This window comes from Thermococcus onnurineus NA1 (assembly GCF_000018365.1).
Taxonomy (GTDB): domain Archaea; phylum Methanobacteriota_B; class Thermococci; order Thermococcales; family Thermococcaceae; genus Thermococcus; species Thermococcus onnurineus.
Genome location: NC_011529.1, coordinates 1602098 through 1627931, shown reverse-complemented (window position 1 = coordinate 1627931; position 25834 = coordinate 1602098). Strand labels below are relative to the sequence as shown.

Here is a 25834-nt window from a genome sequence, read left to right as displayed (position 1 = left end):
ACAGTCATGGAAATGGGCGATAGGGCAAAAAACTTAAAATCCTTAGGTCTTCATCCCCGTGCGGGCACTATGTATGACCTAGTTCTAAAAGGAAAGCTTCTGAAAGATGGAAAACTGATAGAAGGAAACATAGGGATTCTCGATGGTAGAATCTCCCGAATTTCCCGCAGTGACTTGAGGGGAGAAGAGGTGTTACAGATTGACCGGGGGAGGATTGTCCTTCCCGGATTGATAGATGTTCACGTCCACCTCAGGGACTTCAGGCAGAAATCAAAGGAGACCATCAGAACAGGAACAATGGCAGCCCTACACGGCGGGATAACCACAGTTTTTGACATGCCCAACACGGACCCACCGATAACTAACTCGGAGACCTTTGAGTTCCGCCAGGCTACGCTCAGGGGAAAATCCTACGCGGACTATTTCCTAAGTTTCCTCATCGCCGGGAATTGCGAAGAGGCAAAAAAAGTACAGGCAGGCTTCTACAAAATATTCATGGGCGCCTCTACAGGGGGCATATATTCTGAGGACTTTGAGAGTGACTACGCCTGTGCGCCCGGTATAGTCAGCGTTCATGCCGAAGACGCAAGAATAATTCGGGAAAAACCAGAGAGACCACCGGAGGCTGAAGTCAGGGCAATAAAAGAAGCTCTCGAAGCAGCGGAAAGGCTGAAGAAGCCTCTCAATATCTGCCACGTCTCGACAGCCGATGGCATGAAGCTAATCACGAAGAAAAACCTTCCGTGGGTAAGTTTTGAGGTGACACCTCATCACCTCTTTCTCACGAGAAAGGACTACGAGAGGAACCCGCTTTTCAAAGTTTACCCTCCTCTGAGAAGGGAAAGTGACAGAGCGTTCATGTGGAAGAACTTCAGCAAGATCCCACTCATAGCAAGCGACCATGCACCCCACACCCAGGAGGATAAAGAAAACGGGGCAGCTGGAATTCCAGGACTTGAAACCGAAGTTGCCTTACTTCTCGATGCTACGAACAGAGGGATGATCAGTCTTAAGGACATCGTCGAGAAGATGCACACTAATCCTATTAGAATATTTGGAATAAGAAACAAAGGCCTGGAGATTGGGAAGGACGCGGATTTCACTATCATTGATATGAAAGAGGAATGGGTCGTAAAGCCAGAGGAGTTCTACACCAAAGCAAGATGGAGTCCATGGGAGGGTAAAAAGCTTAGAGGAAAGGTCGTGATGACCGTTCTCCGTGGTAGCGTTGTTATGGAGGAAGATGAAATCATAGGAAAGCCGCGGGGGGTTAAGATCAATGCTGGAAAGGGTTAAGCTCAAAGAAGTTTGGAAAGTTGCTAGGGACGTGAAGGCATTTAGATTTGAGAGAGACTTTGATTTCAAAGCGGGCCAGTTCATCATGGCGTGGCTTCCTGGGGTTGGGGAAAAGCCCTTCAGCCTGGCGGATAGGGACCTTATAGTAGTCAAGCGCGTTGGGCCATTTACGAGCAGGCTCTTTGAGCTGGACGAAGGAGATTACATCTGGCTCCGCGGCCCATATGGCAACGGCTTCGAGCCAAAGGGGGAAAAAATAGCCCTCGTCGGCGGCGGCATAGGCCTCCCACCGCTCTACGCATTCGCCAAGCAGAACGCAGGGAAGTTCGAAAAAATCACGCTCATCTACGGTGCCAAAACAAAGGAAGATCTGGCACTCATGGACATCGAGAGATACGTCGATGAAATCATGGTAACCACCGACGACGGCTCGGCTGGAAGAAAAGGCTTTCCGACAGATGTTCTCGCAGAGAGGAAGGAAGAATTCGACCAAATCTACGCCTGCGGCCCGGAGCCTATGCTAAAAGCCGTATTACGGATCATGGACTACAGAAACGTCCAAGTTTCCGCGGAGAGGTACATGAAGTGCGGCATAGGAGTATGCGGCAACTGTGCACTGGGACCATATCTCGTTTGTAAAGATGGTCCTGTCTTCGACGGCTCAAAGCTCATGGAACTTCTTTGACCAATCATATTTTTAAACTCCTTTTCTCCTCCACCCTCGGTGAGAACCGTGAAATATTCGTGGGAAGAATTCGCGAGAAAAATGGGTGTTGAGCCTCAGATTCTGGAGAACGAAGAGGCGAGACTGTTAAAGAGGTTCGTTGACGATCTGGTCTATCCGTCCCACTGTCAGTTCTGTCAGGGACTGGATCTGAGCAATCCCAATCCGGTTCATCATCCAAGCTACGAGCTTACTCCAGCATGCAACCACGACTGCATATTCTGCTATTCAAACGTGGCAGTAAAGCTTGGAAAGGCACCGAAGCCGGGCTATTACGGCTGGGAAAACCCAAAGGCAATAACGGTTTCACAGTACGGGGAGCCACTGTTTTCACCTAGGATAGTGGAAGTCAACAGAATGCTCCGCGAGAGGTTTCCGGAGGCCAGACTTGATCTACAGACCAACGGTTCCCTCTTAACGGAAGAGCTCTGGCAGAAACTGGACTTTGACCTCGTTATGATAAGCCTCGACGCGGCCACCAGGGAGAAGCACCTGGCCATAACCAACGCTGACACCTTCGACAACGTCGTCAACGCGCTCAGAATAGTTGGGAGAGATAAATCCGTCCGCTCCATCGTTAGGACGATATTCATGCCGGGAATAAACGACGAGGACATACCGAAGATAGCCGAATTAGCAGCTTCACTTGGCGTGGACGAGATGATGCTCCAGCCGCTAACGGTGCACGAGCTGAACGTTGAGCGGCTGAGAAAAGCAGGTCTTGACTTTGAGAGGGCAGAAAGTATCCGGGAGTACCTCAAGGCCGCAATGAAGGCGAAGGAATATATAGATGTCCGCATAAGCGGCTGTCAGCTGGCGATATATCGGACAATGGATCCTCTGACGCTTTTCAGCGCGAGAAGGATTGCAAGGGATGTTGCCCCTCTTGTGAAGCGGAAGCGGCTTCTTTAGTTACCACTCGTAAGTTTTAAGTATTTTTATTTTCCAAGACACCCTTCGGTGAGCGCCATGCTCCATGAGATTCTTGCGTAGTTTTTTCTGCTGGGATTTCTCCTGATTAACGTTATGGTTATATTTATCAGGCTCTCTGATAGCATAGCCGGAATGACGTGGAGAAAGCTGCTCAGGCTTGAGATACCCGAAAACGAAAAGAAGAACCTGGAAAAGTTTTATACCATTGTCTGGATAACAGTTGGGACTTGGGCCTTCTGGCAGCTGAAGAACGCTAGCTGGATTGCAGCAATATTCGGCTTCATTGCCTTCAGAAACAGGCAAACATAACGAGAACTCTCGTTTATGGCCTCCACGATACCCCGGCTCATAGAACAGTACACCGATGATAGTAGAGTTCTGGCCCTCGTTGGAAAGACTACTGGCTGTCCATTCTCACTGAGACTATTTTTGTGGTAGCTTTCGCTTTGGTGTACAAGACCCTTTCTGTGACGCTCAACCCCAACGGGATGAGTGCCAACAGCTTCATCATACTCCTCTGGCTGAGTGGCTTGGCTTTTGGAGTACTCTTCGGGCGGCTCATAACTAGGAACAACCAAGGAATACTCCTAAGAAACGCAATGATAACTGTGGGCTTCTTCACGGGCAGAACAGGAAGGCAAAAAGTCAAGAAGGTTGGGGAAATGCCCGGTCAAAGCTTCCCGGGAAGGAACTCCTCAAAGGGGAAAATTCTTCAGGAGGTAGTTTTTTAAACTGCCCTTCTTTCTCCCCATCATGCTCAAGTGCTCACTCTGCATCCACGACGAGAGAACGGCAAAGATAGATATCCTCGACGGAAAGCCGATATGTAGGGAGTGTCAGGTCCACCTGAGGCACCCCTTCAACAGAGAGGCCATAAGGCAAGAGCTCGATGATTTAATGAAAAAGGTCGATAAAGCCATTCTCGCCTTTTCAGGCGGTAAAGACAGCACAGTGGCTCTCTATCTTGCCAAAGAAGTCTACAAGGTTCCAGAACTTGAGGCTGTCATGATAGATCACGGACTCATGGCGGAAGAGGCAATAGAAAACGCTAAAAGGATAGCCGAGCACCTCAACGTCCCTTTCAGAATTCTGCGCTACGACTATTCCGACATCTTCAGGGAAGCTCTGTTAAAGGCGGAGTCACCCTGCAGGCGCTGCTCCAAGAGGACTATGGAGAGGCTCAGAAAATATGCCCTCAAAAAGGGCTACCACTACATAATCACTGGGCACGAGCTTCCCTTCGGACATCATCCCTACAGGCTCATGAGCGGCGGTGTGATGCAGATAAGACTGCTAAGCCTGATGCCAGAGAGCGAGAGGCTTGAGATACTCAAAAATCTCCCATTCAAGCTCCCCGAACTTACAGGATACACCACCAACTGCCTCGTCTTAGGACCAGCTCTGGAGCGCTACTGGGAGAAGCACGGCCACAGCTTCGAGCACAGAAGGATAGCTGCCCTTGTCCGCTATGGCCTGCTGGATAAGGAGAAAGCCGAGAGGGAAGTGGCGAAGCCCAAAGTGCCTGAGAAGCAGAGGAAGCTCGTGTACTCCAAGCTTGGACTTGATATGCCAATACTAGAGTAATGCTTTAATTCATGTGAAGATTTTATTTTATCCTCAATTTATGGGGGAACAAATTACTCCTATGTCGCAAACGTTTATAAAGTGTTACATTGGACTAAAGCCTGTGAAAGTAGCCACAAGTCGTGAAGAAAAAGAGGGGATAGCATCACGAAAGGTAAGTTTTCAGAATGTTCAGAGCTGTTCTCAGAACGTCCTCTGGTGGGAGTTTAAATCCACCTCCCCTTGCCAGCATCTCGCCCCCACCTCCGCCACCACCAACCTTGGCAAGGACTTCCTTAAGGAGCTCGTTCATCGATATCCCTTCCACGTCCCTGTTCTTGGCGAAGATTACGTAGTTCTTTCCTACAACGAGAGCGATTGTTCCAGGGTTCTTATCGACGAGGTAAACCACGAAGGCCTGAGCGTCCTTCATGTCGGCACTCTCAATGTGGGAGACAATCCTCACTCCACCAATCTCCTCGGCCCTATCGAGCAAAGCCTTTGCCTTCCACTCCCACAGTTCTTTCCTTAGATTATCCTTTTCCTCCTCGAGTTTATCAAGCTCCGCTTTGAGATCCTTCACACGCTCAACGAGGGGGCGGTTCTTGTTGGGCATCTCATCGAGACTCTCCCAGTAGTCAGCTAGGAGCTTGTTAAGGTATTTGAGGGCCCGGTTTCCAGCCACAAACTCTATGCGCCAGAGTTTCTTGCTCTTTCTGTAGAAACGGAGCACCTTAATGAGACCTATCTCGGAGGTGTTCCTCACGTGAGTTCCGCCACAGGGGGTTCTATCAATGTCGCCAATCATCACTATCCTTACCCTGTCGGTAACCTTGCTCACGTGCTTACGGAGAGTCCGGGCTATATCGTCAGGAAGGTCCTTGAACTCCTCAACCGTTACGGGAATAGCCTCCCAGACGATACTGTTTGCCTCTATCTCGGCCCTTGTTATCATCTCCCAGTCAAGCTCGCCGTTGACCTCTATCTTGTTGTAGTCATCAAAGATTTGAAAGCCAGTAGTGTCAAGGCCGTATAGATTCTTCAGAACAGCCGAGAGAATGTGCTGGCCGGTGTGGTTCTTCATGTTCTCGTAGCGCCAATCCCAGTCAAGGACGAGTCTGACCCTTTCCCCAGCCTCAGGGAGGCGACCTTCAAGCTTTCCCTCATGCCATATCCTGTCCCTCTCGTAGACCCTGTCCACCAAGACCCTGAAGCCGTTCCCCTCTATAACTCCTCTGTCCGAGGGCTGGCCTCCGCCCTCAGGATAGAAGATAGTCCTGTCAAGGGCGAGCCTAATAACACCGTTTCCCTGCTCGACAGCCTGAACAACGGCCTCGGATCCTTTCAGGTAGGGATACAAGTAAAAAAGGCGCTCTGTCATCACCATCACCCGCTTAGACCCCCATTGGAGCGCTCCATCTGCTCCTTTGCGTACTCACTAACCATCATCCTGAGCAGGGAAGCGAGCTCCTTGCTGTACTTGTCCTGCATGTCCGAGAATTTCCTCAGCGCAAGGGCGATACCGTTAAGGCGCTTGATGTCGTTTACAATCTCCTCCTGCTCGCGGGAAATCTCATCAAGGACGGAACTTATCTCCACTATGGTTTCAATGTCCCTGCCGAGTATCTCAGTGCCCTCCTTGATCCGATCCATCACAGCGAGGGCATCGCGAAGCGTGTCGAGCTGACCCATGACGCGGGCGTTGAAGTCCTTTATCTCCTTAGCAAGGTTCATAGTCTGAACGGCCATCTTCCGAATCTCATCCGCCACAACTGCGAAGCCCCTGCCAGCTTCCCCTGCCCTCGCGGCTTCAATCGAAGCATTTAGGGCCACCAAGTTGGTCTGCTTTGCAACACTTGCTATGGAGTCGCTTATGCGAGATATGTACTCAAGATTTTCAACGAGGGTGTTGAACTCTTTGGCAAACACCTCAAAGCGCTGGAAAAATGGTAAAAACTCCGTCTGAAAGCGCTCAAGCTCTTTCATCACCTGAGAGAGCTTTTCAATATTCTCGATAATTACCATGTTATTCTCAAGAAACTGCCCGCTGATCTGATCCGCAAGCTCGTCGATAATCTTGCTGGACTCCCTGCTGGAAGTCTTTATCCTGACCGACTGGGCCAGTGCACTCGATGCCTTCTCGATGCTCCTGATGTTCATGGTAACCACCTCAGCGCATTACATCGATGCCCACTTTAAGGTTCTCAAGGAAATCAAAGAATCTCTTGACGTGCTGTTTGGGTATAATGGCCCCATGCTGAGGCAGTATGGCTTCCACATCTAAATAGCGAACGCGGCCGAGCCAGAGCTTTATCGCAGCGCTAGTGGGCATAAGCCGCTCGTGTACCGGCCTCATCGCCTGAATGTGTCTTTCCATGTTTTCAACCACTATGTAAGGCTCATCCAGGAGGGCTATACCTATATCGCCCGTGAACAGGAACTTGCTCCTGTGGTCGTATATCGTGAAGTGGCCAGGACTGTGAAGGAAGTGCGCAGGGATGAACTCAAGGATAGTTGCCCCAAAGTGGATAGCCTCTCCCTCATCTGGAAGCTGGTAGGTCACTGAATCGGCGTCTTCGAAACCGAAATGCGGGAGGAACCTTGTCCAGAGCCAGTGGACGATTATCTTAGAATTACTGACCTCCCTCCATAGAGGAAGGCTCCCCGCTACATCAGGATCCTGATGGCAAATGTATACATACTCTATGTCCCTCGGGTCGATGTACTTGGAGACGTTGGCGAGAACCTTTGAAAATATCTTGTACCCTCCAGGATCTATGAGGATGCCCCTGCCCCTGCTGACGATGAGATAGCTGTTGACGTCGACGTCATCACCACCTTCCTGGGTTCCAAGATAAACCACAAGGTGCTCGTCGTCCCTGTAGAGGACGTGATCCTTCCTCGGGTCGAGACCTGGCTCTATAAGGTACTCACCCATCTTCGCCACCAAAAAGGCATTACGAGAAGGCATATTTAAGCGATTTGCCTACACAATCACATACATAAACTCAAAGAAGAAAAAGTCCAAACGGCAAATCAATCCTCCTAGCTCCTAGCCTCGATGAGAGCCTTAACGCGCTTAAGTCTGAAGAAGTTCTCGCGCTCCATCTCGTCGAGACGCTGCTTGATGAACTTGACGGTAGCCTCCATTCTCGGAATAATGATGTATTCAAGCGCATTGACACGCCTCTTAGTGACCTCAATCTCTCTGGCGAGCCTCTTAAGGGTCTCCTCGACTTCAGCTAGACGGACGGCTAGATCAAGCACCTCCTCGAACTTCTCCGCGGCCAAGTCAACCCTTGGCGAGCTGGAGACAAAGGCGTACCCTCTCTCGCTGGTGCTCCTTCTGAAGGATTCCGCCTCTATAAGGGGAACTGAAACTCCCATGACGTTCCTCTTTTTGATATCAACTTCCTTGTTGGGCTCAACGCTCAGGCTTATCTCCTTAAGGCGAAGCATTCCGACGTCTATCTCCGCCATCTGGAGTGCCTTGAAGGCCTCCTCCATCTTCCTGCCAAGCTCTTCCCTGAGGCTTAGGGCCTCGTCGTAGATGGTAAAGAACTCCATGATAAGGGCGTCCTGCTTGTCCTTGAGGAGCTTGTGGCCCTTCTTGGCTAACTTAATGCGCCTCTTGAGGTTCAGGAGCTCCATACGGGTCGGCTTGACGTTGAGCAGCTCTGCCATCTTGACCACCTAAAGGTTGAAGGGAGGTCAGCCCTCCCTCTTTCTGTACTTGGGGTGGTACTTGAGGATGTACTCCTTCCTGACACGCTTCAGCTCGCTCTCCGGAAGCTCAGCAAGGAGCTCCCAACCGAGGTCAAGGGTCTCTTCGATGCTTCTGTCTTCGTCGTAGCGCTGGGCGATAAACTCTCTCTCAAAGCGGTCGGCGAACTTGAGGTACTTCCTGTCGGTCTCGCTAAGGGCTTCCTCACCAACGACTGCGACGAGATCCCTGAGGGATCTACCTTCGGCATAGGCGGCGTAGAGCTGCTGGCTGAGCTGCGGATGGTCGTCCCTGGTCCTGCCCTTACCGATACCGTCCTTCATCAGACGGCTGAGGCTCGGAAGGACATCGATTGGTGGATAGATACCTTTCCTGTAGAGCTCTCTGCTGAGAACTATCTGGCCCTCGGTGATGTAACCGGTGAGGTCTGGAATCGGGTGGGTGATATCATCGTCGGGCATGGTGAGGATAGGCATCTGGGTAATGCTTCCCTTCTTGCCCCTCACACGACCGGCACGCTCGTAGATGGTGGCTAAGTCGGTGTACATGTAACCTGGATAGCCACGCCTACCTGGAACCTCCTCACGGGCGGCGGAGATCTCACGAAGGGCCTCAGCGTAGTTGGTCATGTCCGTGAGGATAACTAGAACCTGCATGTCGTAGTCGAAGGCGAGGTACTCGGCAACGGTGAGTGCCATACGCGGGGTGATGATACGCTCGATTGCCGGGTCGTCGGCGAGATTGAGGAACAGGACTGCCCTCTCTATTGCTCCGGTCTCTTCGAAGCTCTTCTTGAAGAAGTTGGCCTCCTCGTAGGTAATACCCATCGCAGCGAAGACGACGGCGAACTGCTCCTCTTCGCCGAGAACCTTTGCCTGTCTGGCTATCTGTGCAGCCAGCATGTTGTGGGGAAGACCTGAGCCACTGAAGATGGGCAGCTTCTGGCCGCGGACGAGCGTGTTCATTCCGTCGATGGCCGAAACACCGGTCTGGATGAAGTCCCTCGGATAGGCACGGGCGACAGGGTTAAGGGGAGCACCGTGGACGTCACGCCTGTCCTCAGGAATGATTTCAGGGCCGCCGTCGATGGGCTTACCGATACCGTTGAACACCCTTCCGAGCATGTCCATGCTGACCGGAACCTTCAGCGTCTCGCCGGTGAACCTTACGCGGGTTGTCTTTATGTCGAGGTCTCTAGTTCCCTCGAAGACCTGGACGATAGCCATGTCCTGCCTTGCCTCGAGAACCTGTCCCTTCCTTTTCTCGCCACTCTCGGTCTCTATCTCAACGACCTCACCGTAGGCGACTCCCTTAACGCCCTGTACTATCATGAGCGGCCCGTAAATCTTGCTAACGGTTGAGTACTCCATTCCCGGCATGAGCATCACGCCCCATACTTCTTAAAGAGCTCCTCAAACTGAGCGTTGGTCTCGTCTATCAGTGCGGCAACCTTCTCAATCTCTGGCTCGAACTTCATACGACCTATCTTCTCCCTGACCGGGAGCTTGGCTATCTCGTCGACTGGAACGCCCCTGTCAACGGCCTCCATGGTCCTCTCGTAGAAGTTGAGGATAACCCTCATCATAGTTACCTGCTTCTTAGGCGGGCAGTAGGTGTCGACCTCGTCGAAGGCATCCTGCTGGAGGTAATCCTCACGAAGCATCCTGGCGACTATGAGGACGGCCTTCTCCCTGTCCGGCAGAGCATCCGGACCGACAATCCTGACAATCTCCTGGAGCTCGGCCTCTTTCTGAAGAAGCTCCATAGCCCTATCCCTCATTGCCCTCCACTCAGGGTCAACGTTCTTGTGCCACCAGTCCTGGATGGAGTCGATGTAGAGCGAGTAACTCCTCAGCCAGTTGATTGCCGGGAAGTGCCTCCTCCTGGCCAGGTCAGCATCGAGAGCCCAGAAGACCTTGACGACACGGAGGGTGTTCTGAACGACTGGCTCGCTGAAGTCTCCACCCGGCGGCGAGACTGCACCGATGACGGAAACACTTCCAATCCTCTCATCGCTTCCGAGGGTTATGACACGACCGGCACGCTCGTAGAATTCGGCGATCTTACTGGCAAGGTAGGCCGGATAACCTTCCTCACCGGGCATCTCCTCAAGACGGCCGGAAATCTCACGCAAAGCTTCAGCCCACCTGCTCGTGGAGTCGGCCATGAGAGCGACGTCATAGCCCATGTCGCGGAAGTATTCGGCGATGGTGATTCCGGTGTAGATGGAAGCCTCACGCGCAGCGACGGGCATGTTCGAGGTGTTTGCTATGAGAACGGTTCTCTCCATGAGCGGCTTTCCGGTCTTCGGATCCTTGAGCTTCGGGAACTCCTCAAGAACGTCGGTCATCTCGTTTCCGCGCTCACCGCAGCCTATGTAAACGACGACCTGGGCGTCACTCCACTTGGCAAGCTGGTGCTGGGTAACGGTCTTCCCTGAACCGAACGGACCCGGGATGGCAGCGGTTCCACCCTTGGCCTGGGAGAAGAAGGTGTCTATCGTCCTCTGTCCAGTGATGAGTGGAACCTCCGGCGGAAGCTTCCTCTTGTAGGGCCTCTTGACACGGACCGGCCAGCGGTGGTACATCTTAAGCTCCTCTATCTCGCCGTTGGGCTTCTTGACCTTGGCTATGACCTCTTCAATGGTGTAGTCGCCCTCTTCGACAATTTCAACTATCTCACCCTCAACCCACGGTGGGACGAGAACCCTGTGCTCAATGATGCCGGTTTCCGGAACGACACCAAGGATGTCGCCACCGACGACCTTGTCGCCAACCTTAACCTTAGGGGTAAAGTGCCACTTCTTGTCTCTCGGGAGGGCCGGAGCGGTGAGACCCCTCGCAATAAAGTCGCCGCTGAGCTCCCTGAGAACCTCAAGCGGCCTCTGAATACCGTCGTACATTGCGGTGAGCAGTCCGGGGCCAAGCTCAACACTGAGCGAAGCACCGGTTCCTTCGACCGGCTCGCCCGGCCTTATGCCTGCCGTTTCCTCGTAGACCTGGATGACCGCCTTATCTCCCTCAAGACGAATGATTTCTCCGATGAGTCCCATTTCGCCGACCCTGACGACCTCGTACATCTTAGCGCCCTTCATGTCATCAGCCACGACGAGTGGGCCCGTAACACGAATTATCCTTCCCATTTCCTTCACCTCTTCAGCTCAACACCAATGGCTCTTCTAACTATCTCCTTAATTGCCTCTTCCCCGAACTTGGAGCCGGATTTGTCCGGCACCTGAAGGATGATTGGAAACGTAACGTCGGGAAGCCCAATCTTCTGGACGAATCTCTCGGTTATCAGGATTATCCCGATATCTTCCCTCTCAACAAGTTCGTTGAGCTTGTTCTTCAGCCTCTCCATGTCGAGCGGAGTGTCCTCAAAGGAGTAAACTTCGTGAGCGCCGGCGAGCTTGAAGCCCAAAGCCGTGTCCTTGTCTCCGAGCACCGCTATCTTCATGCGGCATCACCCACGAGTTCCTTTATCCTCTCTGGCTCAACTCCGTCATCTATGAGCTTCGCAATAGCCCTGAGCTTCCTGACCTCCCGCTCCTTCTGAAGGATGTAGCTTAGAGGTGTCGCCACGCTGAGCGGGTAGAAGCGGGTAAGCTCGTTCATCCTCTCCCTTATGTGCCTGTCAAGTGCCCTCTCGAGAACACTTAAGTCCCTCTCGACCTCCTCTCTGACGTCCCTGATTACCGCCCCGTACCTGGTGGAGTCAAGCTCGGCTAAGGCCATGCTTAGGTCATCGACGTGGAGTATTGAGTCGAGCTTAATCGTTCCACCGGGTATTATAAGCGGCTTTATCTCTTCTGCACCCATCTTCGCAGCCTTCGCTCTCAGCAGTGTGAGTATGTTGGTTTTGTCGATTTTGAGCCTGACGAACTCCTCTAGGATAACCCTCTCGTCCTCTTTCTTCGAGAGAGCGTAGTTCAAGAGCTTAGCGTAGTACATCCTGTAGAGCTCAGTTTCAAACTCCTTAAGGGAAATCTCGCCGAGCAAGAGCTTCTGGTATGGCTCCTCGTAGGGTGTGCCCTCCAGTATGACGAGTATCTCCTCCATGGTCTTTGCTTCTGCCATAGCTTTAACCTTGGGAAGCATTGTGCCAATCTCGACGACGTAGTCGCTCGCCGGTTCGTTTACCATCTTCGCCTTGATGACGCTGGTTATGTTCCTGACGTCCCACTCTTCCAGAAGGAGCCTAAAGAATGGGTTAACCCTCTTCGGGAGGATAGTGACCATTAACTCGTAGGTGCCTGCCAAAGCCCTCTCCAAGGCCCTCTCAATCTCCTCAACGGTGTAGTTTGAAACGCTCGCAAGGTAGTCCTTGTAGTCGGTGTCCTCCAGGCTGACCACGAAGTTGTTGAGGGTTCTGCTCTCGGCCAATTCGTTGAACCTCTGCTCGCTGAGGAGCTTCGCTTCCATGGCCTTAATCCTCGCGTTCGGATAGGAGTAGGGGGTATACTTCCAGACTATCCTCGCTGTCTTGTAGCCCACCCAGGTGAACACCACCGCCAGAGTAGTGTTGAGGATTCCAGTTACCGCTCCTGTCTCCATTAGCCTCACCCGAAGAGAGCCTTGGCTATTGCCGCCCTGAGCTCGCCCTCAAACCTCTCTATCCTGGACTCGAAGGTGTTATCTACCCTAACAGTTCTGTCGGGGGTCTCGACGAGGATGCCGCCGATTGTGGTGATCGGTTCACCGAGGGTGACTTCAACGTCCCTCCCGAGCTTTTCAGTGAGAGCCTTCTTGAACTCGTCGAGCCTGCCCTCCAGGAGCTTCAATGTCCTTTCGTTGGATTTCACGACGACGCTGCCGCTTCCAAGCTCTTCGACAGCCTTGCCAGTTAAATCAACGAGCATCGGGAAGTACTCTTCCTCAGGAAGTTCAGCGAGCCTTTCGCGGAGGGCCGTTATGACCTCCTGGATGAGGGCCTCCTGAACTTCGAGCCTCTTCTTTCTTATCTCAAGCTTGGCGTTGGCTATTATGCGCTGCTTTTCTATTTCAGCCTGGGTCTGGGCCTTCCTGAGTATCCACTCAGCTCTGGCCTGGGCCCTCTTTCTCGCTTCCTCCCTAATCTTCTCCGCTTCCTTTTGAGCCTCGCTGAGTATATACTGTATCTTCTGCTCCGCCTCCCTGTTTATCTCCTGAATGATCAGCTCTGCTCCTTCCATCCTCCTTCCTCCTTAGGCTATAAAGAAAGTTTGGGAGTCAGAAGCCGACTCCGGTAACTATCATGATAAGGGCTCCAACGAGACCGAAGATTGCCATGGTCTCGGCCATAGCCGAGAATATGATACCCTGGGTGAAGGTCTTCGGGTTCTTGGCAACCGCGCCGATGCTTGCGCTGGCTATGATGCCCTGTGGTATGGCCGAGAGACCGGTAAGGCCGACGGTAAGGCCAGCACCAAGGAGTATGGCGCTCTTAACTATGTTGTCCATGTTGTTCGGGTCGGTGAACTTAAAGCCGCCACCGAGGATTCCTGAGACCATCAGGATGAGGAACAGCGTAATGAGTCCGTAAATGCTCTGGGTCATTGGCAGACCCTCAAGGATGAGGGCGTTCTTGAAGTTCTTCTCGTCCTCAGCGACCACTCCAGCAGCGGCTGCACCGGCTATTCCGACACCGAACGCCGAGGCTGCACCTGCTATACCAGCGGCAAGTGCCGCACCAAGGGATACGTAAACTATCGGGTCCATTTCTCAAACACCTCCTTAAGCTTCAAACTCTAACTTTGAGATCTCCCTTTTGGCCTTGAAAGGCTCGAAAGGCTTGCCTTCACCTGAGTAGAACGTCCCGAAAAATTCAACGTACTGGAGACGGAGCGAGTGGACGAACGCTCCGAGGGCGTTGATGGCGACCGAAAACAGCTGGCCGCCAACGAAGAGGATGAGACCAATGACTATGCCTATCGGAACTGGACCTATGCTAACACCCCAGACCATCTGGACGAGGATGTTGATGACCATCGCTATTCCAGCGGTAGCTAAGGCCAGTGCCATCAGCCTTGCGTAGCTGAGCCAGCTGCCGACAAAGCCGAAGAAGTCCGAGATGGTCAACAGCACAGCCAATGCACCGTTCCTGAACTCGCCGATTGTGAAGAGCACTAGGCCAGCCCCGAAGAGAGCCTTGCCCGGAAGGGTGAGGGCTTCCTTGCCGGTCATTCCGAGCGCGAGGAAGACAACACCGAGTATTATGAGCATCCATGAGAGCTGGTCGAGGATTGCGTCTTTGACTTCGCCGTTCTTCACCTTGACTATGAAGCCTATTGTATAGCCAGTGAAGAGGTGAGCTAGGCCTATCGCCAGCGCCAGCTGGAGGACTACCAGCGCGTCTGTCATGCTGTCCCACTTGCGCCAGACGTTGAAGCCCGCCAAGTCAAGGGCGTTGCCGAAGTAGCTGCCGAAGAGGACACCCATAATCATGGTGAAGGCCGCGCTAATGAGCAGAGTGTAGGCAAACTTGTAGGTACCATCGTTGAACTTCTTGTGACCCTTGACAAGCAGTGCGGCGACTATGGCTATTATAAGGCCGTACATAAAGTCGGTGAGCATGAAACCAAAGAAGAACGAATATGTGAAGGTTATTATCGGCGTCGGATCAATCTCGTTGTACTTGGGGACCCCGTACATCTCGGTAAGCATCTCGAAAGGTCTCGCCCAGCCGGGGTTCTTGAGCTTGATTGGAATCTCATCGAGCTCCTCCTTGCTCGGTTCCATAATGTTGATGTAGGCCTTACCGTTGGTGACTCTCTTTATGCCCTCCAGAACTTCCGGAACCTCGCTCCTCGGGAGCCAGCCGGTCATGGCAAATGTCATGTTGGTTCTAGCGAGCATTGGAAGAACCGTCGCTTTGTCCCTCTCGTTCTCCATGAGCTCCTGGTAGAACACCACGTCCTCGTAGTACTTCTCTGCAAGCGTTTCTGCATCCTTCTTGGCCTTCTCAAGCTCCCTCTCCTTAGCCCTAAGCTTCTCCTCGTAGACCTTTATGAGCTCCCGTGGGGTTCCCTCTCCCTCTGGAACCTCAACCCTCTCGAGGGAGTACTTGGCTAAGACTGGATTGGCCTTCTCGTAGTCCCTCTTGAGGAAGGCGAACACGACCAGAACTTTGTCTTTGAAATCCTTGGAGACAAAGACAACCCTGCCCTCAGTGGCCTTCTTTACCTCCTCAATGAGAGGAGTGAACTTGTTCCTGTCGACGGTTCCGACGACTATTTCGACCATATCTGTGGGCCTGAGATAGGAAACGTCAAGGTTAAGCGCCGAAAGAAGCTCCAGAATCGTTATGTCCGCCTTTATCCTCTCGATCTCAGTCTGAGTCGCAGTGATTTTACTTTCGACGGCCTTTATCTCGGGCTCGACGACGCTTAAAAAGTCCTCAACGTCTTTTATGAGCCTCTCGATTCCTTCATATTTGTAAGTCTTCTTCGCCCTCTCGGGTGGGAAGAAGAACTCCCTTATTCCTCCGCCATTTGCCTTTCTGTAGGTTTTAAGAAAATCAACCAGCCTGGAAATAGTTATGCTGTACGAGGCAGCCTTTCTGTGGTACTCGTTGGGGGAATCCTTCTGGGCAACCTTGACTTCCAGCTCCCTGATTTCCACAACACCCTGCTCATGAAGGTAAGTCAGTAAGGCATCTTTGTAACGGTTGAGCGTGATTACCTCTATTTTGACCATCTCTTCGGGCCTGAACATCTCAGCTCCCTCTTACAAGCTCTATGCCAGCGGAGATGGCCCTCTCAAAGTTTGTGGTGGCCCTTATCTTGAGCTCCTCGACCTCAGCCCCACCCTCCTCGAGAATTTTCTTGGCCTCTTCCTCACCCTCTAGGCGGGCCTTTTCAATGAGGGCCTTTGCCCTCTCCTCGGCCTCCTCGATTATTTTGCTTTCAATGAGCTTTGCCTCTTCCTTTGCTTTAAGGACTATGACCTTAGCATCTTCCTTTGCCCTTTCAATCCTCTCTTCGGCCTGCTTTTCAGCGTCAACAATCTGTTTGATGACATCCTCCATGATGAGCCCCCCAATGACCCTGAAAACAGGTGTTCCTCACGCCAACTTTGGCTTCCCTAATTGGTTTAAATAGTTTATGGTAAGTATGGTAGTTTATGGATAATCAAAGAGTAAAAAGAAAACACAAACTTACTCCAGCTTTTCAGTAGACTTCTTCTCCAGAAGCTCCTTCACATCGTCAAGAACACTGCTCTTGGCAAAGACAATTACCTGGCCTCTCTCTGGCAGCTTCGTATCGCCAGAGGGTATCATCAGGTTGCCTTTTTCATCATAGATGGCTATTATGAGGGCATCCTTGGGTATATTGAGATCCTTGACAAGCTTTCCAGCTATCTCGCTACCCTTTTCTATAGTGAAGCGCACTATTTCTGCTCCCTCCTTGGGGAAGAGCACCCTGTCAAAGCCCGGAGTGACAATGTTTCTGCTTATGTACTCAGCCGCTATCTCCTCTGGGGATATGACGAAGTCGAAGTACCTTTTGAGGTCAGTCACTTCTTCGAAGATGCGCCTGTTCTTGGGGTTTCCTATCCTGAGGGAGGTCTTGATTTTTGGATTAAGGTGCTTCGCCAGTATGCACGCCAGCAGGTTTGCATCATCCTTACCTGTTAGAGCCGCGAATGCATCGGCCTGCTTTATGTTGGCCTCTTCAAGCGTTTTCGGATCTGTCGCATCACCCTCGATAACGAGACCGTTAATAAGAAGGGAGAGCTCCTTGGCCCTCTCCTTGTCCATCTCGATTATGGTGACGTCGTGACCCTCTTCCTCGAGCATCTTCGCCACGAGGTAACCAACCCTTCCGGCACCCATTATCACGACGAACATCAGTCCTCACCGAGGATGTATTTGGCTATTTCAGCATATGCCGGCCTCGTGATGAAGATTCCAATGAGTACACCGAGTATCGTCGTGAAGGCAAAACCCTTGAGCGTTCCGACGAAGTAGACCAGCAGGAAGCTCATGGCCGCTATGGTCGTCGCTGCCGAGGCGAATATGACGAAGAACGCCCTACCCATCCTCTTGAGCACGCTGGAACGCCTGGTTATCTTCGTAGTCTTCTCTCCTCCGAGGAGTTCGTCGGTTATGACTATCTGCTGGTCAACACCCGTACCGATTGCGGCGATGATACCGGCTATACTCGGAAGGTCAAGGTTCCATTGGATGAGCGCTGCAAAGCCAAGGATGATTATGGCCTCGAAAAGGCTTGTCGAGGCAACTGGTAGGGCTATCCTCCAGTTCCTGTAGTGGAAGTAGACTATGAGGAGTACCGCTATGAGGGCGCCTATTCCAGCGTAGAGAGCCTGATTCTTGAAGCCCTCACCAAGCCTCGGTGAAATGAACTCCATGCCAACAACGGTGAGCTTGACCGGGAGCGAACCGCTCTTGAGGACAGTGTAGATGGTGCTAGCTTCCTGCTCGGCGGTGAGCCTGTCCGGGGCAGTTCCGGTTATCTGAACGTCCTGCTGAGGAGCGCCGGTTGCAAGACCTTCACCGACCGAATATGGGCCATAAAGTCCGAGGACCCTGACGATGAGAGAGTGATCGCTCTCTCCCGGGTTCCTCGGGACGAACCTCACGGTAACATTCACGTTCTCCAGCTCAGCCTGGAGCTCCTGAGGAACGTCCACGAGAACGATCTTCTCTTTACTCTCAGCGAGTTTGGCAATCTCATCAGCGCTCTGGTTGGCGTAGGTGACGACGGTTATGTTGAAGGCCTTCGTTATCCTCTCCATGAGAGTCGGAGCTTCCGGAGCCTGAGCGTTGAATTCCGAACTGTTCATGGTTTTGTAAACGCTCTCTGAAACGATAATGAGGGAGTTAACGGGCGGATCAAGGAACATGTCAACGGGCCAGCCGGCCTTATCCCTGGCCAGCTCGGCAAACTTTTCAGCGGCGCTCTTGGATATCCTGAAGGGCACGGCCCATGTGTTGTCGGACTTTATCTGATATATACCAACGTACTCAACGTCCCGGCCGGTTCCGAAGATTACACCCCCAAACTCCATGTAAAAGACACCCTGGCTCTCGATGACGTTCTTGATCTGGTTGGCCTCCTCAGGAGTAGTCACGTTGGCGACTTTGACGAGCACTATCTGGTCTCCCTGAGCCTCCACGGTTATGTCCTTAACACCAAGGGTGTTCAGCCTCTTCTGGAGGGAATCAACAACAAGTTGCATGGTGTCAGCGTCGACGGGATGTTCAGTTTGAGCCACAATGGCCACACCACCGGCGATGTCTATACCGAAGGTGAGCGGCCTAACCGCGAGCGTTGCAATTGAACCAATGAGAACTAGGGTGAGGAGGATTATCCTCCAGTTAAGGAAGAGATTTTTGGTTCTTCTCTTCATTCGTTACCACCCCTGACGGTGTTTCTGTCAAGGTACCACCTCAACACTCCGGCGTTGAGCATCCATGTGTTCATGAAGTCCGCGAGGAGACCGAAGATGAGGACTATCGCTATGTTGTCTATGGTCTGGGATGTTGATATGAGCCAGAGGATAAAGAGTGCACCGAGAGTCGTTGTGCTCATGGTGAATCCAGTGGAGACCGCCGCGAGGTATGCATCCTCAATAGTGTCCTCCTTCCTCTTAAGGAGTTTCGTGGTAAGGAGGATGTTGCTATCGACAGTATAACCAATGAGCATGAGCAGTGCAGCTATCGTCGCGGTGGTGAGCTGGATCCCAAAAATCCCCATCATAGCAACCGCTATTGTCATGTCCGAGAGGGCCGAGAAGATTATCGTGAGCGACGGGACGAGGTTCCTGAAGAACAGGAACACAACGACAGCCATTGCAATGAACGCAAAGATAAGGGCCCTTATTCCCTGTTGCTGCGAAATCTTACCAAAGGTTGGCTGAACTTCGCTGTGTGTGTACTCCGCGTCTGGATATCTGACCTTCATCACATCGATTATCTTGAGGGCGTCTGTTCCAACCGGAGCGTAAACCCTGACACCATTGGTATCAACGCCGGTGAAGCTCTCAACCCTCACGTCGACGCCGATCTGGTCGCTTATGTACTTAGCCAGCTCGTCAGGGTTTGCGTCTATTCCATAGGCCGTAACCACCACACCGCCCTGGAGGTCTATTCCCAACGTAGGGAAGTTAATTGCGAGAAGAATCAGGGCGACTATAAAGACCACCATCGGGTAGGTAATCATTTTTTTGTATTCCATTCTTGCGAGGAAGCTCAGCTTCTGTCGCTTTTTAGCGCGGACAGCTTCCCCGGCGGTGGGAATGTCCTTGGTTTTAGACTTCGACATACCTTCACCCCGTTCTGAGTTTTTGTAAAACTTGTCGTTAGTTCGCTTGACGAGTTTTAAAATTAGTGGTTCAAGGCTTAAAGATGGCCACTGTTCACCAAAACGGATAAATGTGCCAAATGAATCGTAGAAAGTTCATTTATGCAGTAACCAACGGGAAACTTCAAAAACGGCAAGTAACTGTCAGTTTGATACATTCAAAACCCGTTCTGAACAGTTCAACGCTCGAAAGACCCGCCCAGGTCTCTTCGCTTCAGGGCTTAACTTTAAAAAGGGTAGGTTCTACTGGAACAACAGGTGAGAGGCCATGGAGACGATAGGGTTTCACTACGTGGTTGAGGCTGCAGGCTGCGATCCAGAGATCCTCGGTAACGCTGACAAGATAAGACAGATATTCCTCGAGGCTGCCAAAGTAGGCAAAATGGAGGTCAAAGCGAGCTATTTCTTCAAGTTCTCACCGACCGGTGTCAGCGGAGTGGTCATAGTTGCAGAGAGCCACATCTCGATTCACACCTGGCCGGAGAAGGGCTACGCCGCTCTCGACGTCTACACCTGTGGAACCACCGCGGATCCGGAAAAAGCCGTTGACTACATCCTCGACAAGATAAAGGCCCAGTATGCTCACGTTTCAGAGATCAAGAGAGGTATCGAGGAGGACGACGAGACCTTCACCCACATGATTCTTACCTGGGAAGAGAAGCTCGAGAGAAAGAACGGAGATGAGAAGAGCTGAACCTCAGAGTAGACTTTTAATCTCTTCTATCTTCTTCTCCAGGGTGGTTGTTACCTCCCTTACCTTCTCGAGCTTGTTCTTAAGCTCTTCGTTCTCACTTCTGAGCTCGTCCGCCAACCCTTCGAACTCCCTAACCTTCTTCTCAAGCTCATCCTTCTCAGCCAGAGCATCCCTCAGTGCCCTCTCAAGTTCACCCACTTTGGCCTCAAGCTTTTCCTTCTCCTTCTTGAGCTTCTCGTACTCCTCAAGGGCAATGAGCTGGCCGCCCTTGGCCAAGACCTCGACGTTCTTCACAAGCTCGTCGAGCTTGCCCTGTTTGATGAGCTCATAAGTCTCCCTGACGAGCTGGCCGGCTTTGGTTTCACCCTTGAGGTGCTTTCTAACGGTTGCCTCCGTCCTGCCGAGCTCATCAGCAATCTCTCTCACTGTCATGCCGGCCTTCTCTCTGGCTATCGCCCCGGCTGCAACGGCCAGGCTGTCGACCCAGGTGAGCCTCTCGGCCGGATCCTTGATGAGCTCTATCACCTCGGGCCTGAAGAGGGTTGCGAAGAGCAGTACACTCTCAAGCCTGTGTATCTCCTCCCTTCCAAGCGGGTTCAGTGGCACCTCCATGCTCTCACCCCTTTCAGTTTTCACTCGAGCTCAACAACTGTCTTCCTCTTCAGAACCTTGTCGGGATAGACGACTATTCCCTTGTCGGTTATCTCAAAGGGGTGCCTCCTCATGGAGTGGCTCGTTCCGCGCATCTTCCAGACAATAAGTGAGCGCTTCAGCTCGCCGTCTATCTCGTCAAGGTCAAGACGGATTATTCCATCAACACCGTGCTCAACACCGGGTCCACCAAAGCCGCGCTCACCGACGCTTATCTGACTGACGAGTATGCTCGTAACCCCCAGGCCAGCCAAAACCCTTTTGAGCTGCATAACCACGCTCCTCGCCACGGCAGGCTTGTTGATGTAGAGGGTCGTAACCGAGTCTATAACGACCCTCTTGGCACCGATGTCCTTGATGGCCGTTCTGAGGACGTCTATAAACTCGCGGATGTCGGTAAGGTCGTGGACGATGTATTTCTCATACTCCTTGCTCTTACCGATTCCAGCTGTGAAGGCGTCAACCATGGCAAAAAGACCTTCCTCCTCGTACTTCCTGACGTCCCAGCCGAACTGGGCCATGTTCTGCCTGACCTGGATGGGGTGCTCTTCCAGAGCCACATATATTCCAGGCTCGCCGTTTTGTAAGCCGTTCCAGAGGAACTGCTGGCTGAAGATAGACTTGCCCGTTCCTGGGCCGCCGCTGAGCAGAACCACATTCCTCCCGGGAATTCCCCCGTGGAGAACCTCATCCATTCCAGGGATGCCCGTCTTCACCCTCCTAATCATCGGGCGTCACCCCCTTTAGTTACCTTTTGTTACCAATTATGCCTACGCAATAGGTCTTAAAAAAGTTACGACAGGTTAGGAAAGTCCAGCAGGGTTTCTGTTCCAATGGGCAAGATGCACATTACTGTACTCGAGTGCATTATCCACAACATTTATAAGGAGGTGATAAAGTAAGGAAGTGATAAAGTAAGGAGGTGATAAATTGCTGGTTGTTGATAGGAAACTCGCCGGCGTACTCGGGGGCCTCGGGAACATTGGAGTCATACTTTCCATAGCAGGACTTGGTGCCGTTCTTGACCCAAGCGAAGTGGGCATAGGATTCACATTGGCTATGGTGATTCTCGGGATTGGAAGCGTCCTGGCATTGATGATAGGGCTGACGTCGCTCGCCCACCACTACAACATCCCGATCAAGGAGAAAACGACGAAGTTCGCCTGGGCGACCCTCATAACCTATATCCTAGCGATGTTATTCCTGTGGCTGAAGCCCGAATCGAGCATAGGGGCATTCCTCGTGCTCGCCTTCATAGGCCTGCTCATCTGGACCAAGAAGGACGTCTACGCATATACTACCCACGTCTCCAAGATATTTGGAATCATCGGGGCAGTATACAGAAAAGTTGCGTGGGCGATAAACCCATATGCAGGGGTGGACGCGGAAATCATCAACGCCGATGGAAGTGGATACGTGGTGATAAACGATACCCGGAGAGGCAGAACCATTATTGCAGATAGAGAGACACACTTCCTTGGAAGGCTCGTCATAGCGGTAATCGGAATTGCATTAGCCTTTGTTGCATGGTTCACCCTTGAGCCAATAGCCTGGATACTCTGGGGACTCACTGGGAAGTAAGGTGGAAATATGAGGGTGAAAACCCTCCTTTTCCTTCTCCTTATTGCCCTTGCTGTGATTGCAAGCGGTTGCACGGGCGGAGGAACAAAGGCCAACACCTCAAACAGCCAGGATAAACCGACAGACTCAGGTTCCGGGGAGATCGGCAGTACAACCATTCTCCTGATCGTAACCAATGACGAGATACACAACGCGTATCTAACGGTGAGAGACAACGCCGATATTCTCGTAGTTCCGGAGCAGTACTCGGTTGGACTTGAGATAAAGGGGGACAAGGCATCAATAACGCAGAAAGAATTGTGGGCCTTCTGGATTGAGCCCAACAACGTGGTTCGCGTTGAAAAGCTGGAGTCCAGTGAGGGCTTCACATTCAAGGCTAAGGAAATCCACGGCGACAACCTTGTCTCAGAGACCTTTGGTGTGAAAAAGATTCCAGACGAGTACAGAAAACTGCTGAACGGACTGCCATCTTTTGAATCTCTTGACAAAATGCCTTCGGACTTTGGAGTGGCAAGGAAGGTCCCGCTTAGCGAGCTCGCAAAGGGAATAACCATAGACGAGGTAATCAACGGTTATCCAAAACTCAACGATTCAGAAAAGTTCGAGGAGCTCTACAGGGTCTTCACGCTCCAGAGCGGAGGAACAGGCTCAAGCGATACGCTCTACACGGGAGAGGTAATACCCATTCTAAGGGCAAAACTCTGGAACGAGATTGAGCTCCAAGGAGCATTAAACAATGCCGTCGTTGGTGGTCCTCCGAAGCAACAGAGATTCGCGGTGGTGGCGATTCCAACTAATGTTCTCTCGGGGGACGTGGACATCTCACTTAACTATGACCCCAATACCCAAAAGGGAACAATAAAGGTGACAGGACTTAAAACGACCGACGGCTATGTCATAGTCGTGACACTTGGATAATTCGTCCATTCTTTCAATTTTTAGTCTGTCCTCTGCAACCTGCTAAAGGATTATAACTGCACAACCTACCCTTAACTGGTTAAGGGAGGTTGCTACCGTTATCTCTTCCTCCTCAAGAACTCGCCCACGTCCGTGACGTTCAGGATGAACTTGTTCCGGCCCTCTGGATTTATCCTTCCTATACCAAGGATTATCCCGTTCTCGTCAAAAACAACCAGCTTTTTAGTCCCCTGCCAGCCATACTTCCTGACACCGCTCCTCGGGACATCTTTGCCGGTTGTGAAGAGAAAGCCGGCCTTTGGGCTCAGAACCGCGTAGTTCTTTTGGATGTCGACAAAATAAAAGAACTCGACGTTGGGATAGAACTTCTCAACGAGGTTTTTGTCAACCTTGATAGTGCCGACAAAGGTGCCGTAGGCGTAGGGCCTGATCTTGAGATTCTCTATCTCCCGCCAAACTCTCTCATTTACCGCATAAACGTCCCGAAATTTTCCTTCGACTATCGCGAAGGTGTGGTGCTTAAGTTCACCGTACTTCTCCGCCTCGCGGAGGATCAGGTCATACTCCCATGCGGAGGCTCGCCTGTAGCGGAGTTCACTCATCGACATCGGTCATAACTCGGAGAAGCCGTTTATAAGGGTTAATCTTCTCGGTCGAGTTCCTCAAGCAGTTTGAGAAAACCCTCCATATCCGTCGTCTCTAATTCATGCTCAAACTCGATGCCAAGCCCAGCTATCTCCTCCGGGGTTATGACCATCTCAGGTTCCTCCGAGTTTATTCCGGGGCAGCTCTCATCGTAGTAGAGCCAAAACCTTTCGCCTTTATACTCGAAGGGCTCCTCCCCCTCAACTCCCAGGGGCTTTCTGGAGACCATGAACGGGTATATGCGGCAGATTACGGGATTTCTGTCATGGATTCTGCACTTGCCCGTCTCAGGGTCGTGAAAGACGCAGCCGAGGTCCCATTCACGGTAGGCCATGACGAAGCGAACCTTATCACCGCCGGGAACCATAAGAACGAAGTCTTGCGGGTCGTAGCCAGCCTCGGCTATTTTCTGTATATCCTTAAGGGTTAGATAGATGAACCTCCCCCTGCAGCAGTCCAAGCAGTAGAGACACCTGAACTTTACGGGCTCCTTGAAGGGTTTTGGTTTAAAGCGCATGAAAAAAGTTATGGGGAACCCTTAAAAGGGTTTAGTCCCTGGGATATGCGACCTTAAAAGCACCCCAATCGGTTTCTTCGCCGTAGGTGACAGTAAAGTTCACCAGTTCGTAGTTTTCCGGAGCGCCTTCAGGTTTATAGATTATTATATAGTAGCCACTCCCCACGTACCAGTAAAAAGCTCTACTTATCTCGAACAAATATTTAGGTATGACAAGTTCCCGGATACACTCCTCGGTCCTCACGTACTTCTGCCCCTCCCAGATGACGACGTCAAGGCACCAGTCAGGGTCCTGGAGCCTCAGCGTTACGGAGTCCCCATAGTCCTCGCTGCCCTTTATGAGGAGATACCTCTGGAGGTTAACAGCGTTATTCCAAGCGTAATCACCAATGGTTATGTTTTCAAGCAGCACTATTTGACCCTTTGGGGCAGCGACACCGTAGGGCACGGGCTTATAGGTAACTATGGGAGCAAGAAGATAGTAAAGGACAACCACTGCAATGATCGCAACAGCGGCGAGGATCTTAATGGCCGACTCGGTCTCGTAGGAAATCCTCACAGGATCACCTCCAAACATGGATCAGGATTTACCAAGGGCAACCTTCAGGGAGCCGTTTCCGGTCGTATCCCCGTACGTTACCGTAAAGTTCACAAGTTCATAGTTCTGCACTGGCCCTGTCTTGTGGAGCACGATTATATAGCCAGACTCAAGGTACCAGTATAATATTTCCCGTGCCTCATGAGCCGGGACTCTTCTGAAAGCGTACTCGCTTATCTGGATTTCCCGAGAACAGTTGTACTTCAGCTGCCAGCCGTTGTTCGAACCACCCCAGACCCAGAGATCGAGGCACCAGTCAGAGGTAACCATCTTCATCGTAAGCGTATCGCCCATGTTATCGTTTCCCTTTAAGACCAGAATGTTGTTCTGGGACGTCATTGCGATGGCGTTTGTGTAGTTCACAGATCCAAACGTGAAGTTTTGAGCAAGGACTATCTGGCCCTTTGGGGCAACAACATCAAACGGATTAACCTGATGAGAGATAAGCGGGTAGTACACGATGAAGAATATTGCTATTCCAAACAGCAAGGTCATGAAGAGCACTTTTACCCTGAAAGATATTTCGTAGGGAATGCGTATCTTCCTTTTCTTTTCCATTTTGAACCACCTGCCCAAAGTAGATTATCAATGTTCAAAAGATTTACGGTCTTGAAAAAGTTTGGACAAAGTCTTCAAATGCATTAGAGTAATTTTAAATACCAAATGAAGACGATACGATGGAGCAGGA

General features: G+C 51.7%; 30 protein-coding genes. 9 read left to right on the top strand and 21 right to left on the bottom strand.

Features of this window, described 5'->3' with window-relative positions; genetic code table 11:
* Positions 1–69 precede the first annotated feature (69 nt).
* The 6 genes from TON_RS08980 (at position 70) to TON_RS08960 (ending at position 4537) form a co-directional block, all read left to right on the top strand.
* Positions 70–1296 carry a dihydroorotase gene (locus TON_RS08980; protein WP_012572725.1) on the top strand — a complete coding sequence of 409 codons (1227 nt, stop codon included), beginning with the start codon at positions 70–72 and terminating at the stop codon, positions 1294–1296.
* Entirely contained in the window at positions 1280–1981 is a 702-nt protein-coding gene (locus tag TON_RS08975) for a dihydroorotate dehydrogenase electron transfer subunit (RefSeq protein WP_012572724.1), read from the top strand. Before TON_RS08980 ends, TON_RS08975 begins: the two co-directional genes overlap by 17 nt.
* Before the next feature lie 81 nt (positions 1982–2062).
* Positions 2063–2932 carry a radical SAM protein gene (locus TON_RS08970; RefSeq protein WP_048055192.1) on the top strand — a complete coding sequence of 290 codons (870 nt, stop codon included), beginning with the start codon at positions 2063–2065 and terminating at the stop codon, positions 2930–2932.
* A 153-nt stretch (positions 2933–3085) separates the two neighbouring features.
* Positions 3086–3262: a hypothetical protein gene (locus TON_RS10500; RefSeq protein WP_187146225.1), complete on the top strand. Its 177-nt coding sequence runs from the start codon at positions 3086–3088 to the stop codon at positions 3260–3262.
* A 140-nt stretch (positions 3263–3402) separates the two neighbouring features.
* Positions 3403–3684: a hypothetical protein gene (locus TON_RS10400; RefSeq protein WP_052289030.1), complete on the top strand. Its 282-nt coding sequence runs from the start codon at positions 3403–3405 to the stop codon at positions 3682–3684.
* Positions 3685–3706: 22 nt separating this feature from the next.
* Positions 3707–4537, top strand: coding sequence for a 7-cyano-7-deazaguanine synthase (locus TON_RS08960; protein WP_012572720.1), 831 nt, complete (start codon positions 3707–3709; stop codon positions 4535–4537).
* A 145-nt stretch (positions 4538–4682) separates the two neighbouring features.
* Here the strand turns inward: TON_RS08960 and TON_RS08955 are convergent, their stop codons facing one another.
* From TON_RS08955 to TON_RS08885, 15 genes are all read right to left on the bottom strand, one after another.
* Positions 4683–5897: an alanyl-tRNA editing protein gene (locus TON_RS08955; RefSeq protein ID WP_012572719.1), complete on the bottom strand. Its 1215-nt coding sequence runs from the start codon at positions 5895–5897 to the stop codon at positions 4683–4685.
* Between the two features lie 5 nt (positions 5898–5902).
* Complete coding sequence (locus TON_RS08950) at positions 5903–6676, bottom strand: methyl-accepting chemotaxis protein (RefSeq protein ID WP_012572718.1); 774 nt, start codon at positions 6674–6676, stop codon at positions 5903–5905.
* A 10-nt stretch (positions 6677–6686) separates the two neighbouring features.
* Positions 6687–7454 carry an oxygen-binding di-iron domain-containing protein gene (locus TON_RS08945; protein ID WP_012572717.1) on the bottom strand — a complete coding sequence of 256 codons (768 nt, stop codon included), beginning with the start codon at positions 7452–7454 and terminating at the stop codon, positions 6687–6689.
* A 107-nt stretch (positions 7455–7561) separates the two neighbouring features.
* Positions 7562–8200, bottom strand: a complete 639-nt coding sequence (locus tag TON_RS08940; RefSeq protein WP_012572716.1) for a V-type ATP synthase subunit D — start codon at positions 8198–8200, stop codon at positions 7562–7564.
* A 27-nt stretch (positions 8201–8227) separates the two neighbouring features.
* Positions 8228–9619 carry an ATP synthase subunit B gene (locus TON_RS08935; RefSeq protein WP_048055114.1) on the bottom strand — a complete coding sequence of 464 codons (1392 nt, stop codon included), beginning with the start codon at positions 9617–9619 and terminating at the stop codon, positions 8228–8230.
* 5 nt (positions 9620–9624) lie between these two features.
* Positions 9625–11382, bottom strand: coding sequence for an ATP synthase subunit A (locus TON_RS08930; RefSeq protein ID WP_012572714.1), 1758 nt, complete (start codon positions 11380–11382; stop codon positions 9625–9627).
* A 5-nt stretch (positions 11383–11387) separates the two neighbouring features.
* Entirely contained in the window at positions 11388–11696 is a 309-nt protein-coding gene (locus TON_RS08925; RefSeq protein ID WP_012572713.1) for a V-type ATP synthase subunit F, read from the bottom strand.
* The gene (locus TON_RS08920; RefSeq protein WP_012572712.1) at positions 11693–12793 is read right to left on the bottom strand and encodes a V-type ATP synthase subunit C; all 1101 of its coding nucleotides are present in this window, start codon (positions 12791–12793) and stop codon (positions 11693–11695) included. The genes TON_RS08925 and TON_RS08920 overlap by 4 nt, the downstream gene beginning before the upstream one ends.
* Positions 12794–12798: 5 nt before the next feature.
* Positions 12799–13410, bottom strand: a complete 612-nt coding sequence (locus TON_RS08915; RefSeq protein WP_012572711.1) for a V-type ATP synthase subunit E — start codon at positions 13408–13410, stop codon at positions 12799–12801.
* Between the two features lie 37 nt (positions 13411–13447).
* Entirely contained in the window at positions 13448–13936 is a 489-nt protein-coding gene (locus TON_RS08910) for a V-type ATP synthase subunit K (RefSeq protein WP_012572710.1), read from the bottom strand.
* A 15-nt stretch (positions 13937–13951) separates the two neighbouring features.
* Positions 13952–15931 carry a V-type ATP synthase subunit I gene (locus TON_RS08905; RefSeq protein WP_012572709.1) on the bottom strand — a complete coding sequence of 660 codons (1980 nt, stop codon included), beginning with the start codon at positions 15929–15931 and terminating at the stop codon, positions 13952–13954.
* A 1-nt stretch (position 15932) separates the two neighbouring features.
* Positions 15933–16244, bottom strand: coding sequence for a V-type ATP synthase subunit H (locus TON_RS08900; protein ID WP_012572708.1), 312 nt, complete (start codon positions 16242–16244; stop codon positions 15933–15935).
* Positions 16245–16373: 129 nt separating this feature from the next.
* Positions 16374–17066, bottom strand: a complete 693-nt coding sequence (locus tag TON_RS08895) for a potassium channel family protein (protein ID WP_012572707.1) — start codon at positions 17064–17066, stop codon at positions 16374–16376.
* Complete coding sequence (locus TON_RS08890; protein WP_012572706.1) at positions 17066–18589, bottom strand: preprotein translocase subunit SecD; 1524 nt, start codon at positions 18587–18589, stop codon at positions 17066–17068. Before TON_RS08890 ends, TON_RS08895 begins: the two co-directional genes overlap by 1 nt.
* Complete coding sequence (locus TON_RS08885; protein ID WP_012572705.1) at positions 18586–19503, bottom strand: protein translocase subunit SecF; 918 nt, start codon at positions 19501–19503, stop codon at positions 18586–18588. The genes TON_RS08890 and TON_RS08885 overlap by 4 nt, the downstream gene beginning before the upstream one ends.
* Positions 19504–19810: 307 nt before the next feature.
* Here TON_RS08885 and speD point away from each other — a divergent pair, with 307 nt between their 5' ends.
* Entirely contained in the window at positions 19811–20236 is a 426-nt protein-coding gene (gene speD, locus TON_RS08880; RefSeq protein ID WP_012572704.1) for an adenosylmethionine decarboxylase, read from the top strand.
* Between the two features lie 3 nt (positions 20237–20239).
* Here the strand turns inward: speD and TON_RS08875 are convergent, their stop codons facing one another.
* Positions 20240–20848 carry a hypothetical protein gene (locus TON_RS08875; RefSeq protein WP_012572703.1) on the bottom strand — a complete coding sequence of 203 codons (609 nt, stop codon included), beginning with the start codon at positions 20846–20848 and terminating at the stop codon, positions 20240–20242.
* A gap of 20 nt (positions 20849–20868) precedes the next feature.
* The gene (locus tag TON_RS08870) at positions 20869–21615 is read right to left on the bottom strand and encodes a KaiC domain-containing protein (RefSeq protein ID WP_012572702.1); all 747 of its coding nucleotides are present in this window, start codon (positions 21613–21615) and stop codon (positions 20869–20871) included.
* Positions 21616–21817: 202 nt separating this feature from the next.
* On the opposite strand from TON_RS08870, the gene TON_RS08865 reads away from it, so the two are divergent.
* Both TON_RS08865 and TON_RS08860 read left to right on the top strand, forming a co-directional pair.
* Positions 21818–22468 carry a hypothetical protein gene (locus tag TON_RS08865; protein ID WP_012572701.1) on the top strand — a complete coding sequence of 217 codons (651 nt, stop codon included), beginning with the start codon at positions 21818–21820 and terminating at the stop codon, positions 22466–22468.
* A gap of 9 nt (positions 22469–22477) precedes the next feature.
* Complete coding sequence (locus TON_RS08860; protein WP_012572700.1) at positions 22478–23386, top strand: hypothetical protein; 909 nt, start codon at positions 22478–22480, stop codon at positions 23384–23386.
* A gap of 98 nt (positions 23387–23484) precedes the next feature.
* Here the strand turns inward: TON_RS08860 and TON_RS08855 are convergent, their stop codons facing one another.
* The 4 genes from TON_RS08855 to TON_RS08840 are packed head-to-tail and all read right to left on the bottom strand — an operon-like array spanning position 23485 to position 25704.
* On the bottom strand, positions 23485–23994 hold the full coding sequence (locus TON_RS08855; RefSeq protein ID WP_012572699.1) for a PUA domain-containing protein: 510 nt from the start codon (positions 23992–23994) through the stop codon (positions 23485–23487).
* 32 nt (positions 23995–24026) lie between these two features.
* Positions 24027–24548 (bottom strand): YkgJ family cysteine cluster protein, encoded by a 522-nt coding sequence (locus tag TON_RS08850; protein WP_012572698.1) that lies wholly within the window; start codon positions 24546–24548, stop codon positions 24027–24029.
* Between the two features lie 31 nt (positions 24549–24579).
* Entirely contained in the window at positions 24580–25107 is a 528-nt protein-coding gene (locus TON_RS08845; protein ID WP_012572697.1) for a hypothetical protein, read from the bottom strand.
* Between the two features lie 21 nt (positions 25108–25128).
* Positions 25129–25704 carry a hypothetical protein gene (locus TON_RS08840; RefSeq protein WP_012572696.1) on the bottom strand — a complete coding sequence of 192 codons (576 nt, stop codon included), beginning with the start codon at positions 25702–25704 and terminating at the stop codon, positions 25129–25131.
* Positions 25705–25834 lie beyond the last annotated feature (130 nt).